Raw genomic sequence first — 14,464 nt, forward strand, 5'->3', positions numbered from 1 at the left:
TCATAGTTTCACCTGTCATGCTATGAGGTGTATCTTAACACCTCTAATCAGGTGGCCAAATTCACCGTACCACTACAAAATGTACGTGACCATTTAGGGGGTATATATAAACCTACAAAATATAAACAGTGTTAATTTTATAAGTTACAGTCTTGAAAAAATTAGTTTGATAGTGAAAAAGTGAAGTGCTAATTGCTTAGGAAGTGTCATCGATAAATAAAGGTTAGGGCCATCATCAGACCAAACAACGGGACCATCCACTCAATTTTTTTAGAAAAGAAATGCCCGAAGCCATCATGGATTCCCGAAAGCACCACCAAAAAAAACAGTCCACCAAAGATATACCCCATCAAGTGAATCCAAAATGTTAACAACCCACCTTTGAACAGAGCCCATAGAACACTGATATTAGGGTCTACATCAAAAATCACTAAAACACTGATTACGTATGATAGGTATGACATGAAATGAAATGACTTTAATCGTTCAATAAATTCTTCCATACAATAAACCAGTTACTAAAAAAGTTGAGTTATCACAAAATCTTAGCTCAATAATTTCCGTTACTACAGGTTTACTAAAAAATTGTCTTATCGTTTTTCATACTTGACCAATAATGGCCATTTCATAGCGAGCAATCGAGTATGACCTTTGCCATTGCTTAAGTATCAACATTAGTTCGCACTCCACATTTTATCGCTATAAAAGTGAAAATAGTGAACCAGGATTAAATTACATTATCCATATAAATAACAAATGGTTACAGTCGATTTTTCACAAATCCAAACTGTTTGGATGAACTCAATTTTTTTTAGTAAACGTAACTCTGCGATCCTTCGAGGTGTTTCAAGAACAAGAGAGTATTCTGGAGTGCAGAGACAGTTTTTTTGAGTTTATTAATCAGTAAGTTATCGAATATATGGTATATACCCGTTCAACTTGAAGATACAGGTTTCAATATCTGAAAATTATCCGTAATTCTGGATACGAGTGTACCTGCAACTTCTGGTAACGTTACATCGAAAAACTCTTTGATGGCTGAAGTAAATTCTGGCTTGGAGGAGAAGTAAATATTGTTCCTCACATGCTCATTCATCACTTTCCAAAGCCGCTCTATTGGATTTAAATTTGGACTGTAAGGCGGTAAGTAATGAAGCTCGATATTGAGCACTTTTGCCGCATTTTTCACCAACTCTGACTGATGATAGGCGGCACCATCAAGCACTAGGTGAACTTTTTGCTCCGACGGATAATGCTCCTTTTTGAGCTTCCAGAAGAAGCGAACAATGCTCTCGCTGTTTATCGTGTCATACGTGTCTGTCACCGTTGCGCCAATATTTTGAAGCGGTAACGCACCGATAATATTAAGACGAGTTCGACTGCCTGTTGTCTCAATCACTTTGTCTTGGCCTTTACGTATCCAGCCATAACTGAGTTTTGTTGACTGCGTAGGATGAACGGCATCCATAAATAACACAGGGTCTTCGCTGTTTCTTAGCGTCTCGTTGTAGTATTCGATAAAGGCTTGCTGCATCTCTGGATTAAACTTGTGCGGTACACCTTTCGGCTTCTTATATGAAAAGCCGTGATGATGTAGCCATTTGTTCATGCCTGCAACGGTATAGCGAATACCAAACTCGGCTTTCACATAAGCGACTATTTGATGGGTATGAAAGTACGTCTTCTCAGATAAATGTTCGATAAGCTGCATGGTTTGCTCAGCAGAAAGTCGGCTCTGGCTACCACCATTTTCAGGCTTAAGTTTTTCAGAGAGGACATAGTCACTGAGATGACGAGCAACGGTCGATTCATGAATACGAAGCGCTTGAGAAATCATCGTTTGACTCCAGCCTTCAGACGCAAGTAAAACCGCTTTGATGCGGTCACGCACTCGACCATCACGAGTTGAATCGTGCATCACTTCGAGTTGTTGTTTCTGTTGAGGAGTCAGTATTATTTTCATGGTGCGTAGCATGATCCTGCTTTAAGGACAAATCAAGCATCTTCAATGATCACGGGTATAGTGTTAAACCATTTAGGAGGGTTAAATGCAAAATAATATTGGTAGGTTTAAGCATAAAGTTAATGCTTCTTTGTCATATCAACAGTTATCTGTTTCGGATGAAAACGCAGCAATAATCTTATACGAGAACGGTGCTTACAGGCAATCTTGTTACTACACTCTTCAGGCAATGGAAAAAGTGATTAGAGCCAAGATATTCACTTTAGTTGACGCTAATAACTCGTATTTTAGAGAACGAAACAGAAGTCACTCGGTGGAGGATGCGGTCAGTTTCTTGCTTGAGGTTATTAGCTCAAACGAAACTGTTAAGTCTCAGATTAATCACCAGTTGAAAGAACATGTTTTAGGGATAACTAAATATAACTTTCTCCACAATAACCTTAGGTATCCGTCGTTTTTTCAAAAGTATGACTCTTACTCTTTACTAGAAGTGGGAAAAGAAGATGCCGGTGACTTACTTAACCGTCTTAAATTATTAAAATCTTTCATTCAGGACATAGATGTTATAGCTAATACGTAGGATTTCAGTAATACCTTTGTTTTTATAAACACTTACGAAGCGTTTAAGTCAGTTATCAATTCTTGGTATTTTGTGTGAAACGGCTTTTGTGATTGTCACACAATGAGTTTGGTGAAGTTGCAGCGTTTCAAAACACTCGACGTTACTTTAGTTCTATCCGGTAAAAACGGAGATTTGGAGACGAATGGATATCGTATTTGTGAGGCATGGTGAGCCTGATTACTCGTTAGCTGACAAGCGCAAAATGAGCCAGCTTGAAAAAGACTATGCACCTTTACATCGAGAACACATACATCAATTGCATTCTGTTGCAAAAGAGATTCAAGCTGAGGGAGCAGAAGTAATAATATCTTCACCCTATACGAGGGCTCTCCAAACAGCAGAAATTATCAATCGTAATCTCTGCTTGGATATTTTTGTGGAACATGACCTTCGTGAATGGCGGGCTGACTTGAAAGGTGGCTATGTAGAACTTCAAGAAAGGGACCGCCGTTGGCATGAATATCGTGACTCACTGAGGAATAATTCAGAACTCAATAATGTTCCCTACGAGTCTTGGGTAGAACTGAAAGATCGTGCTGTAAATGTGTTATCTCGTTACACGAATTACTCTAAGATAATCGTTGTTTCTCATTTCAATGTATTTGAAAGTTTGGCAGGTTATCAAGACGTTGGCATTGGCTGCGGGGGCTATCGTTCGATAACGTTGGACAAATTGGGTTAAAGTTAAAGCCTACTAATTTATCGCAGGCCTATAGATATCACATCGATGTTAAAGACTCTGATTCAACTTACTGACCATATTGACTACATGAGTTCAAGCGTTCAGATGTTTATAATGAATAGTCTGGTGATGGTCTGCCAAAGTAGTAGCCTTGTCCGATATCGCACCCTAGCGAGACCATTGCTTCAAGTTGTTCTTTGGTTTCAATGCCTTCTGCGACTACAGTCATATTAACGATGCCTGCCATCTCAATGGCCGCTTTTGTTAGTACGACCATTTTCTCATCGTTGATGTTATTACAGAACATTTGGTCAAGTTTCACGATATTTGCGGGCATATAAAGTAAATAGGCGATATTGCTCATTCCTGTACCGAAGTCATCGATAGATATTTGGTATCCACGAGCTTTTAAGGCAGAAAGGACCTCTAAACCCTTGTCACCTTTTCTGACTCCGACCGTTTCAACAATTTCAAACTCGATTAAATGGGGTGGTACACCATATTTCTTTTGGGCATTCTGGATACTCAAAAGGCTGTTCTTATCTAGTAAGCAAGAAGCATCTAAATTCATTGCCACGGTAATCTCATTGCCTGAATCTAAGAACTCGAGACATTTTGCAAAACCAGTATCAATGATCCAACTATTCAACTCACCCATTAGCCCATACATGTTGACCCAATTAAGAAAATAAGGCGGCAATAAAACACCGAGTTCTGGGTGATTCCAGCGAATTAGTGCTTCTACACCTACTGTTTTACCGGATTTTAAATCAACCTTTGGCTGATACCAGAGTTGAAACTGGTCCTGACTGATAGCGCGTTTAATGTCGTAAAGAGAGAAAGCCATTGCATGATTCGTTAAATCTCCACCAAGTTTTCTCGAGGTAGTAAACTTTGCCAGTGAAGCCTCTGTGCTATTTATTAACTGATTTAGAGTGTCTCCACTCTCAGGGTAAACCCCTAGACCAGCAGTTAATTTGATAAGTGATGGTGGCGTATGGGCCGTTTTACGGCCCTTACTAATTTCAGTTTGTAGCAAGTGATCAATGATTTGGGAAATGTTCTCTCTTTGGACATCAGCATATAAGGAGATAAAGAAGGTGTCGGATTCGACTTTTGAAACTATGAAATTGCTTGTAGCTATCGTTTGACTTACGATTTCGATAATCCAAGGCTGTACGAGTTCTATCTGTTTTTCTGTTTCGATATAACCAAATTCTTCGTTTAGCTGATCCTGGTTACTTACTTTAACTGCGAGTAGAAAAAGTCTTTGCTTGAAAGAGATCAGTAATTCTATTTCACTGAAAAACTCACGGCGAGCCAACACTTTCTTGACCGGGCAACTAAGTATTGTAGATTCCGCGTTATAGTTATATATGCGTTGATTGCTGTTATCCAAAATCTTTGTCTCGCCTTCAATCATTGAAATCTGCTCGTAAGTAAACAACGTACAGTTTAGATTATATACAAAGATTTTTAAGAGCGTAAGACTTTACTCTTGAAGATATTCAAAGACAATGTATAACAGAGAAAAGTTTACGTTATTAAAACTCATCTGATACTAAAATCATTGAGTTTTAACCTCAATCTAAAACTGAGAGTTAGGAACATGAACAGAATTCTTAAAACAATGCTGGTATGTGTAGCATTGACATCTACTCAAGTGAGAGCCAGTCAATTACCCGATTGGCTATCAAGCACTCCTGTTGATACAACTGTTTATTGCGTGGAGTTAGGTCCAAACATCGATGACACACGAAAAATAGCTGTGCAGTTTGCATCAGAAGATAGAGGCGCAAGTTTAAGCGCTGTTGAAGTATCTGGACAAGAAAGAGCTCATGAAAAGTTACAGAATGGAAATGTGGTCAGTTCGTATGAGATGAAAGTCGAGACGGTTGCAACTGGTGATAAGCAATCCGTTTTCCTCATTGATGAAGTAATTTTAGATGATTCTCTGTGTGTTTTGGTTGGTTAATAAAATTCATTTGAGGTACAAGCCCCACTAGATTTTGAAAGAGAACCTATCCGACAAAAATGGCAGCATCACCTCTGTATGCTGCCAACAGACCTTTTCTATTTATCTTAAATGTCTTTCTTATTTTAAACCTAGAAAACAAGCTACTTTAGTTTCTATCTCATTCTTTTTACTTGGCTTTAATTTGCAATAAAACACAGACTTATTTAATTCTAGATTTCTAATTACAAAGTAAAATTGATGATCAACGGCCCCTGTATCAACGAGCTTAAATTCAGTGAAGGGAAAACGAGATACCTGTAGATTTTCTGTTATTTTTAGACCGAAGATGCGAGTTTGGCTCACTAAATGAATTTTACCTGTATCAATGCCAATGTGTTTCCGGTATCCAAATGGAATAATTGACAATAAAAAAATTGGTATTGCCCAGTTCGGCATGGAGTATCCATACAACAACGAGTGGTATGCACTACTAAGACAAACGAAACCTAAAAAGGCCGAGAGAACTAGGAATGCTTTAGAAGCGACTGATGCGCTAAAACCAAATATTTCCTTGTCATTAATCTTTGTGTGAAATGGAAGTATTAACACTATTAAATCCTAATGCATTTGGTGTGTTGCTGGCATGTCCTCCACCAGCACAGGCATGATCACTTTATCCAACACTTGCTGAGCGCACTCAGTTCCATGTGGTGTTACTTTCGGAGTACTCAACTTCGACCTTAGATTATTGCAATCGACTGATGTTAGCCCCAATGCGTCAAGTTCAAAATCTAATGACCATTGTGCGGTAATAAGGTGATTCAAAACTGAATGGACAAAACTACGTCGACCATCAGGCATGGTCATATCACTCTTCTTAGAAAGGAAATGAATTGGTACCTCTACATGGGGCAATTCTATTCGTGGTGACTTCAGTAACTCGCCAACCTGTTTATTTATCGGCGTGCTCGTGATACGTGCATTATGGGTATCTATCCAGAACCTCAACCGGGCAACACCATCAGACGTATCAGAGTTGGCAATCAATGACATTGGGTCTTGATGATGAAAAAAGTGCGATACCACAGCGACGGCAAGCATTTGATTGTCGTTAAGCTTTTCTAACATTCTTTAGTATTTCTCTCTTTCGTTCGTTTAATTCAGTATCTGAGAGCCAGCTCGATGCGCAATACTTACCTCTTTATAGGCGTTATTTCGACAGTTTTTCCCGTTTTTATTTTAAGTACATCCACAGCTTCAACAAAAGACATCTCGTTATCTATAAGTGTTGATAACATTGCGATTATTTGTTCATTACTCAGGGCAGGGGTTGGGTAAACTGGTTCGACTTTTTTAAACCTCGATACTGGCCACTTATTAAATCGTCGATAATACGCGCCGTGATACGGTCCAAAAGCGATCGGCTTAACTTCATCAACGACATGAGCATTTGGAACATGGGCAAGTACATGACTAACAGTCATTGATTCCTTCTCAGCAACGATATAAATAGTTTTATTTACACCCTTGAGACCTTTACAACTAAACTCACTCAATGTTGAATCACCAATCGCACATGCCGGTATACGCCTGGCAAGCAATAAACTAGCAAGTATCGGATCGGCAACCACGACTAGCCAGTCCGACTTTATGTTAATTGGGTGATTCATATGGCATGGAGTGGGAGGCCTAATGGATTTTTCATTGACGGGCTCGCCCAACTGCAAACTGTCTCTATATCCCCATAGGAAGACATCGTTATTAGGAAGCACCCAAGGAACGACAATCCCTTTATTAACCGAACGTGCTGATTTATAAAGAGAAATAGGTAGCCTTTCTCTCACGACACTTTGAATAGCACTACCCGAAGGTAGATAGCCAAGTGGTGCTTTAAATAATAGTTCCTTATCCCAACCACTCATCACTAGAGATTCAACAGCTTCTTCATTGGCTTTCAACCATAGCTTTAGCTGTTCCAGCAACCACCTAGTCGTAACGGTTGCATGTTTGTCACTGGCTTTGTCTGCACTAGAACCTTTCTCACCCCCTGCTCCAAAAATTGCTGGTGGTAATGCTAAACATGAACTCTGTAATAGATTTTTAGCTGCGTCTATTTCGGTACATTCATTAAGCATACCTAATGCACTCACCAGGCTCGTATGTTCATGACAGTTATTACAGCTAATACTACCTGTGCCAAAGTAATGGAATGCATCATTACTCCAACAAGACGGACATACTAGTGTGCAAGATTTACCATCATTTTTCTCGATCGGGCGTAAACCATGAAACAACGAACTGTTGGTTAACTTGAACGTTGAGTAAAACTTTTCAGACAAGTACTGGTTAAGTCTATTTAACATACAAAAGCCCCATTGACTACTTCGTAATCATTATAAAGCGTTTTGTTATTTTTAATAGCTACATGGTTAAATTGACTGTGGCATTAACGCTATTTGGTAAATTATTGATTATCCGCATTTCGAGTTGAAGCGGCGGATTAATGCCCTTACATCGCATGGAATAATCATCACAACTATAAAAAAATAGCATGATAATAACCCTAAAATGGATACTGTTTAGTAGCCGTCACAATGTGTTTTTGTACAAAACCATAAGCACGCTGTAGCACAATACATGCACCGAACTCGTGTATAGAGAATAAGAAAAGTTAATATGAAGCAAACACTTGAAAAACCAGAACAGGAGATGCCTCCATTGGCTATTGAAGATCGTCTAATGGACGCACAACAAGATGGGTATGAGATTGTCGCCGCTATTCGTGGATTCCGAGTAGCATTATCTACCCTTTGCTATTTTTACATCGAACTTATTGCAAAGAAAAACAAGCAAGAAGTAGAAATAGGTTTTTGGCCGGGCATGACCGATAGTTTAGATAATGCAGTTCAAACACTTACAGGCATAAAAGACAAGCATCCTTCAGTCGTGATTATTCATCCAAAAGAACCACAACTACAAAACAATCTGAATACATGATTGTGTCTCAAGGTTAGTTTCAAAGTATTTGTTCCTACCCTAATGTGAATTTACTTAGGGTAGGTTTTTAGAACACGTACAACTTGTTGATTAGGATAAGTGCCGCAATAGTATTCTGTAGCTTCTGCTGTCTCTCGATATGGGATGAATACTGAACTTTCAGAGATGCTACAACAAAGCTTAGTTCCATCTTCCAATTTAGAAACAACTGAATATTCAGGTTTCACCGGCAACACATACAGACATGAATTATTGCCCTTTTCATCAGGCTTGGGAGTAAGCACTATGCGGGCGTCCCTTGTCGCCCAGTTTTGCATAGAATTAGGCTTTAAAATTGACCAACTTAGCTCACGATCCAAAAATCGATAAACCGCATAATTCTGTGATACATTGCTAACGGCTTCTTTGCTTAGCCAGCCAATGGCTAGACCTAAGGCTATCAATTTGATGTCTATGAACAATTTCACTTCACTGCCCCGTCTTGACGTAACCACAAACATGATTAACGCCACATATTGAATTCGTGGTCATAATACCAAAAAGTACAAAGCATTTAACTCTCAATGAAATAAAATCCAATTTAACGATGAATTTTACAGCATCCATCCTTACCCGATAGCTAGTAACTACGTGATTTGACGGGAAACGACCTGCATTAGATACGTATAGGGATAATCAAATCAATGACAACAGAAGTATGTTGTCATATGATTGCAATTTCAAAACGCTAGTTATTAAAATTGATGTATTAGGGGTAAATATGACTTCTGCTTGGCTTGAAGCAATTAGTGCACTAGACCGTCGTCTAAGTGCAGGGAATATGACACTAAAGGAATATATGACATTAGCCTTCCTAAATGAAAATTCTCATGTTACCGAGGAAGAATTGGCTATGTTTGCAAGCCATAATGAGGATGCTCATTTTGGTAAGTCCATCATAGCTAGATTATTAGATGCCAGTTACTTGACTCGTGACGAAACATCAAACGCTATCACGGTAACTGAACATGGGCATAACGTCGTGGAAGAAGTCCATCGTTTATGTAAGTCGAGGCTAATAATGCCGCTATTTTCTACTCCCAACCATTGAAGGCGCGTTGCGCCTTCTCAGATATTAATATAAGAGTTCTACTCTTCGGTTTCTCGCTCTTGACTCCACGGATAGCCCAGGATCTGCTGGATGCGTCTCACCGTAACTCACACAAGTCATTTGCTCTTTCCTGGCACCGAAAGATTCAAGTTTTTGGCAAACATTATTTGCTCGTAATTGTCCAAGTTTCAGATTGAAGTCTGCAGAACCCTTTGAGTCGGTGAACCCTGCTACCAGCAAACGGATACTTTTGTCAGATGACAAGTAATTCACGTGTTGCTTGAGCTGTTCATTCCACTTGTCTTCGACTAATGGTGAGCCATAAATAAAATAGATAGTATGTTGGGAAGGTTGTGATAATAGAATTGGCTCAACTCTATCACTCACCGCGGCTTCAACGGCAAGTTCGATTTGCTGAGTCCTAGTCATTTTTGCTGCTTGATTTTTAGCGATCTTCTCTTTCATGTAGTTCTGTTGATTAGCAATAAACACCTGCTCTGAACTCGCCGGTTTATCAAAAGAACTCATTGATTCTTGTTTGGTCTCAACCGGTGTAGTTTGAAGCAAGCTACAACCAGATGTTGATAAGATGAAGCTTATCAATAAGCTTGTATTTACCATCCTCATTTCGAACGTTTACCTCGATCTCCAAAAATTCACCAATACATTTTAACGCCATTCATTGAAGGTGAAAACTTTTTTGAAAGAAATCGACTTGGAAACATATTTTAACAATAAATTCATAGCTTTATGGTATTACTACGTTTTCATTATTAAATGTTAACCAATTTTTCACAGTAAAAATACTGTAAAACGCTTAATATTTACATTGATTTGACCTAACACTGTATTGCAACCGTATGAGATTTTGCTGATAATTAAAATCTGTTCGTATCGCTACTACATGCAGTATTTAGATATTAGTAATCAATTTCATTTGATAATAGTTTTAGTAACTTAGGTGGAATATCTCATAAGTGAGACAGGAAAATTATTAAATTGCTATATTGTACGGTTACAATTTAAACGGAAAGTGTGTAAAACATAAACATTAGTTTTAGAATTAGTAGTTGATGGAAAGGTATGTTAATGACAGATGCCGATTTAAAGATCAAACTAGAACTTTCAAATCAGATGGAAATCATAAATGAACTCTTAAACGAGTTGAGGGATTCCATAGGTACATCTGATCTCATTGCAGCTGAAGTATTTAAGTTACCACCAGTTCCAAAAACTATAGAACATGTCAACGTTACTGAGATCCCCGTCGAAACCTTGAAAGACGAAATAGCGTTTTATGAAGGTATTCGGTCATACCGAAAGTTGTATGGGGATGAAGGTATCTCGACCAAAGTTGCGTATAGGCTACCAGGGTACATTCAAATTAGGGACCCTAACCGCAACATAAAAAAAATTATAGGCCTCATAAATAAGCACAAGGCTTTGTTCAAGTCCGAAGTGCAAAAGATAGACGGCCCCAAGAAAAGGCATGACCTAGTTCATTCGCTTTTTCCTGGACTGATTACCAAACAGCTATACAGAAATTTGTATGTTGTAGAAAACATTAGCTACATGGGCTTTTTCTGGACAAACAAGTTTGTTACGTACAAAACAACCAAGGATGAAGTTATTGCAATGATAAAAAAGCAAATACCTCATCCACCAAAAGGATCAAACCCCAAAGAGTGGGAATCGATTCTTAGCGGCGAAGTTACCGATATACAGCGTTTACCTGCTGGTTCGGAGTTACGTATCAAACGTCCAGCAAGGGTAAGTGCAGCCGTAAATACTGATTGTGAGGTTATGCCTCAACTGAGTGCTCATCTCCCCATAATCATTGTACAAAATCGACCAGTATCCATCAGTCCTTTGATGGATTACAACGCGTCGCTTAGACGATGTGTAAGATCAGATTCGAAGATTGGCGGTAAGCCAATTATAAAACGGCTGCACCTCTACCTTAAGAGGCAGTAATGTCCCAATATACGAAGACCCTAGCCTGCTCTTCGAAGAAAAGAAGTGTGACGAATATGAATAAAGAAATTAGTAAAGTTGAAAAGAGAGATAGCGACACTTTGGCGACCCCAGAGGACATGCTTTCTTACGAAGAAGTGCAAAAGTACGCTCATAAAAACAACATAAAAAGTATGCGTGAATGGTTTGGCTTCCATAATGTTCGTAAAGGCGGAACTCCGCGTCCTCGCAACATCCCTGGTGACCCATCAAAATACTTTGGCCGCAGAGACCAATGGGTTAGCTGGCCAAGCTTCTTAGGTACTGCCACCAAAGCAACACAAATATTAAAAGATGAATTCTGTGATTTCGAAGAATGTAAAAAGTGGTTTGCCGACAACAAAGTTTATACAGTGACACAGTTCCGTGAAATATCTAAATCAGGTGAACGACCTGACTTTATACCTTCTGCTCCAGATAAAAAATATGAAGTAAAATTCTCCGAGTTGTTATGTCCAAAAAAATCAATCTATCTTCCATTTGAAGATGCGAAAGAACTAGTTCGTGGTTATGGCTTTAAAAGCTACCTAGAATTCCGCGAAGGTCGCCGTAATAACCTCGACAAACTAGCAGTAGTACCGTGCAACCCAGACAAGTTTTACGACCAAAGCAATGAATGGACAAGTTGGCCAGATTTCCTTGGTTACTCACGCCTCAGAAAATAAGATTTAGTCAATATACTGCTATAAACAAAAAAAGCCACCGACATTGCTCGGTGGCTTTTTGATTGCCTTATGAACAGATCTTGTGACCTGCCCCCTTAATCTGAAGTTACGTAACTCGTATAGTTCAAACTTAATTTTCTCATAGCTTTACTAACTTGCAGCCGTTCGTTAGTTAAGGGAACATATAAATTGAACTCAGATTCGTCCTTTGTAAACCATACGTAAGGTGTCGTTTTATCCCATACTGGCGATATATTTTTATCTTTGCTGTTATCCGCACCACCTGCGACACATAAATTACCCGCTTCATACCCCGACAAAGACAGGTCGGAACATACTCGATACTTAGATAGCGCCTTTAGGATTTTTAATTTCTCTGGGTCAAGTCTACCATCAACCTTATCTGAAACTTTGTTATACCTTACCTTATCAACGCCATAGCCAATCAAGTACTTACCCGGAACTCTTGCTTCATTGTTGGATAGGGTTACTGTGATCGCGTCTGTAATGCCTGCCACACCAGTTCCCGGATAGTATGTGTAGTTTTCAGTTCCAGATATAACACGCTTGTCTGGATAATCCTTCCATTGGCCGTTTACAACACCAAGTTCTTTTGTGACCCATCTAACCAGATCTTCTGAACCTTCAACGAGAACTCTCAGAGTAAGACGAACGCCACTAGTGCCATCACTGTTTTGTATTGGTACCTGTTTGACTATCTCATAGGCAACATTCTCTTTAAGTTTACTGAGCATAGCTTTGTACGTTGTTTGCTTATTCGCTTGGCTAACCTCTTTCAAATCAGCTTTTGCGTTTTCACTAAGTAGAAGCTCCAGATATTTCGTGTCTACACTAACAGTAGTTTTTCTTACTGGTAAACGGCCAATCATTTCAACTATCGAATCACGCTTGCTTTGGCGCTCTTTCAATTTTGCAATGTCAACGTGGTCACCACTCTGTATGTAAGATTCGAATTGTTGGTCGTCGTCTATCAATTTCTCAAGAACTTGCTGAACCTTTTTATCTAGGTACATTTGTCTAAGCGCTTTATCTGCCAGTTCGGTATCAATAACCGACTCCACCGATACGGTTGCACACATACCTTCGCCACTATTACACACACCCACAGATTCATCCGTTCGCTTAGAGCTAACGGTCGCGCCATTTAGTAGCCAACTCGCACGACTCAAATACCCATTACTGTCCATGCGCTTCACAGATAACACCCGTTCAGTAACCTGCTGGCCAACGCTTTCTAATGCTTTTTGTTCTGCTAATGATTTTGCTGAGTTGATGGAATCAAACTCTCCGAGCTCATAAACACCTGTACCAGTAAATGGTATCTCTTGCCCGTACAAGACTGGTGAACAGATCAAAAGTGCTGAAATTAGAACAACCTTTTTCATATCTAAATTCCTGTTTCTACATACCAATATGAGAACACACTTCCACCCTTCCGCAATAGGTTGATCGAAAAAAAACCAGAGCAAGTGTTGCTCTGGCTTTTAACATTTCATTTTAGTTAATTACTCTATGGATAAGTTTTTACCCATGCCATCACTGCTGTATAGGTAATGCCTCTCTCCAGTTTGAACATTTTCTAACTCTACGGAATCTATACCGTTGTTAGAACCACTAGAGATTTTTGTAAACTCTTCTCCATTCATTTCTACTTTACTACCATCGGATGCACTCATTAGTTCCTTAAAACCGTCATCCGAAACATCGATTCTATCTGGTACACCATTTGTTCCGGAAACAGTTTTAGAATCAATTGATAATGCAGATTCAGAACCTTGGTCAGGTGAATTATTTTCAGCTGGTGTAGTGCTACTATCATCAGCCGAAGCTGAATTATCACCCATAACCGTTGGCGAAGTCTCTGAGCGTTGCTGAACTGGTGCACTACCGTTTTGTGTATTTGCAGTAGCACGTTCACCATTTGAGGATGGTGCAGTTTCACCACCCGCCCCCTGCTGTGAGACACTAGCAGCTACAGGCGCATTATCACCTTTGGTCATTAACCCAGCTTCCGATCCTTGAGTCTGCTGAATGTTATTTGCCTCTGTCACAGAATCATTGCTTTGAGTTGGCTCAGCATTCCCATTGTCGGCAGCTGCATTACCACCGTTAGTCGTTGGCGCTGACTCTGAACGTTGCTGAACTGGAGTACTACCATTTTGTGAATTTTCAGTAGCACGATCACCATTTGAAGGTGATTCAGTTTCGCCACCCGGTCCCTGCGGTGAGCCACTAGCAGCAACAGGCGCATTATCACCTTTGGTCATTAACCCAGCTTCCGATCCTTGAGCCTGCTGAATGTTATTTGCCGCTGGCACAGAATCATTGCTTTGAGTCGGCTCAGCATTCCCATTGTCGGCAGCTGCATTACCACCGTTAGTCGTTGGCGCTGTCTCTGAACGTTGCTGAACTGGACCACTACCGTTTTGTGAATTTTCAGTAGAACGATCACCA

At 39.6% G+C, this 14,464-nt stretch carries 16 protein-coding genes; 7 read left to right on the forward strand and 9 right to left on the reverse strand.

What is annotated here, in order from left to right:
* Window positions 1–934: 934 nt before the first annotated feature.
* Window positions 935–1,963 carry an IS630 family transposase gene (locus R7127_RS07590; RefSeq protein ID WP_318148310.1) on the reverse strand — a complete coding sequence of 343 codons (1,029 nt, stop codon included), beginning with the start codon at window positions 1,961–1,963 and terminating at the stop codon, window positions 935–937.
* Window positions 1,964–2,048: 85 nt separating this feature from the next.
* Between R7127_RS07590 and R7127_RS07595 the strand changes: the two genes are divergently transcribed.
* Together R7127_RS07595 and R7127_RS07600 are read left to right on the forward strand one after the other, a co-directional pair.
* Window positions 2,049–2,543 carry a HEPN domain-containing protein gene (locus tag R7127_RS07595; protein ID WP_318148311.1) on the forward strand — a complete coding sequence of 165 codons (495 nt, stop codon included), beginning with the start codon at window positions 2,049–2,051 and terminating at the stop codon, window positions 2,541–2,543.
* A gap of 184 nt (window positions 2,544–2,727) precedes the next feature.
* Window positions 2,728–3,267, forward strand: coding sequence for a histidine phosphatase family protein (locus R7127_RS07600; RefSeq protein ID WP_318148312.1), 540 nt, complete (start codon window positions 2,728–2,730; stop codon window positions 3,265–3,267).
* 109 nt (window positions 3,268–3,376) lie between these two features.
* On the opposite strand, the gene R7127_RS07605 is transcribed toward R7127_RS07600, so the two are convergent.
* Complete coding sequence (locus R7127_RS07605; protein ID WP_318148313.1) at window positions 3,377–4,690, reverse strand: EAL domain-containing protein; 1,314 nt, start codon at window positions 4,688–4,690, stop codon at window positions 3,377–3,379.
* A gap of 186 nt (window positions 4,691–4,876) precedes the next feature.
* Here R7127_RS07605 and R7127_RS07610 point away from each other — a divergent pair, with 186 nt between their 5' ends.
* Window positions 4,877–5,242: a hypothetical protein gene (locus tag R7127_RS07610; RefSeq protein WP_206954955.1), complete on the forward strand. Its 366-nt coding sequence runs from the start codon at window positions 4,877–4,879 to the stop codon at window positions 5,240–5,242.
* A 120-nt stretch (window positions 5,243–5,362) separates the two neighbouring features.
* On the opposite strand, the gene R7127_RS07615 is transcribed toward R7127_RS07610, so the two are convergent.
* From R7127_RS07615 to R7127_RS07625, 3 genes are all read right to left on the reverse strand, one after another.
* Complete coding sequence (locus R7127_RS07615) at window positions 5,363–5,680, reverse strand: hypothetical protein (RefSeq protein WP_318148314.1); 318 nt, start codon at window positions 5,678–5,680, stop codon at window positions 5,363–5,365.
* 162 nt (window positions 5,681–5,842) lie between these two features.
* Window positions 5,843–6,352 carry a hypothetical protein gene (locus R7127_RS07620; RefSeq protein ID WP_318148315.1) on the reverse strand — a complete coding sequence of 170 codons (510 nt, stop codon included), beginning with the start codon at window positions 6,350–6,352 and terminating at the stop codon, window positions 5,843–5,845.
* 65 nt (window positions 6,353–6,417) lie between these two features.
* Window positions 6,418–7,587: a hypothetical protein gene (locus tag R7127_RS07625; protein ID WP_318148316.1), complete on the reverse strand. Its 1,170-nt coding sequence runs from the start codon at window positions 7,585–7,587 to the stop codon at window positions 6,418–6,420.
* 313 nt (window positions 7,588–7,900) lie between these two features.
* Here R7127_RS07625 and R7127_RS07630 point away from each other — a divergent pair, with 313 nt between their 5' ends.
* A complete protein-coding gene (locus R7127_RS07630) occupies window positions 7,901–8,221 on the forward strand; it encodes a hypothetical protein (RefSeq protein WP_206954948.1) in 321 nt (106 codons plus the stop codon).
* Window positions 8,222–8,271: 50 nt separating this feature from the next.
* On the opposite strand, the gene R7127_RS07635 is transcribed toward R7127_RS07630, so the two are convergent.
* The gene (locus R7127_RS07635) at window positions 8,272–8,721 is read right to left on the reverse strand and encodes a hypothetical protein (protein ID WP_206954946.1); all 450 of its coding nucleotides are present in this window, start codon (window positions 8,719–8,721) and stop codon (window positions 8,272–8,274) included.
* A 260-nt stretch (window positions 8,722–8,981) separates the two neighbouring features.
* Between R7127_RS07635 and R7127_RS07640 the strand changes: the two genes are divergently transcribed.
* Window positions 8,982–9,311: a hypothetical protein gene (locus R7127_RS07640; protein ID WP_318148317.1), complete on the forward strand. Its 330-nt coding sequence runs from the start codon at window positions 8,982–8,984 to the stop codon at window positions 9,309–9,311.
* A gap of 24 nt (window positions 9,312–9,335) precedes the next feature.
* Here the strand turns inward: R7127_RS07640 and R7127_RS07645 are convergent, their stop codons facing one another.
* Entirely contained in the window at window positions 9,336–9,932 is a 597-nt protein-coding gene (locus tag R7127_RS07645) for an OmpA family protein (RefSeq protein ID WP_318148318.1), read from the reverse strand.
* A gap of 468 nt (window positions 9,933–10,400) precedes the next feature.
* Here R7127_RS07645 and R7127_RS07650 point away from each other — a divergent pair, with 468 nt between their 5' ends.
* Both R7127_RS07650 and R7127_RS07655 read left to right on the forward strand, forming a co-directional pair.
* Entirely contained in the window at window positions 10,401–11,285 is an 885-nt protein-coding gene (locus tag R7127_RS07650; protein ID WP_318148319.1) for a DNA replication terminus site-binding protein, read from the forward strand.
* Between the two features lie 56 nt (window positions 11,286–11,341).
* The gene (locus R7127_RS07655) at window positions 11,342–11,989 is read left to right on the forward strand and encodes a hypothetical protein (protein WP_318148320.1); all 648 of its coding nucleotides are present in this window, start codon (window positions 11,342–11,344) and stop codon (window positions 11,987–11,989) included.
* A gap of 95 nt (window positions 11,990–12,084) precedes the next feature.
* On the opposite strand, the gene R7127_RS07660 is transcribed toward R7127_RS07655, so the two are convergent.
* Window positions 12,085–13,395, reverse strand: coding sequence for a hypothetical protein (locus R7127_RS07660; protein WP_318148321.1), 1,311 nt, complete (start codon window positions 13,393–13,395; stop codon window positions 12,085–12,087).
* Between the two features lie 120 nt (window positions 13,396–13,515).
* On the reverse strand, window positions 13,516–14,464 hold a 949-nt coding region (locus R7127_RS07665), incomplete at its 5' end, for a hypothetical protein (RefSeq protein WP_318148322.1).

The organism is Vibrio sp. 1159 (genome assembly GCF_033340395.1).
In the GTDB taxonomy this organism is placed as follows: domain Bacteria; phylum Pseudomonadota; class Gammaproteobacteria; order Enterobacterales; family Vibrionaceae; genus Vibrio; species Vibrio alginolyticus.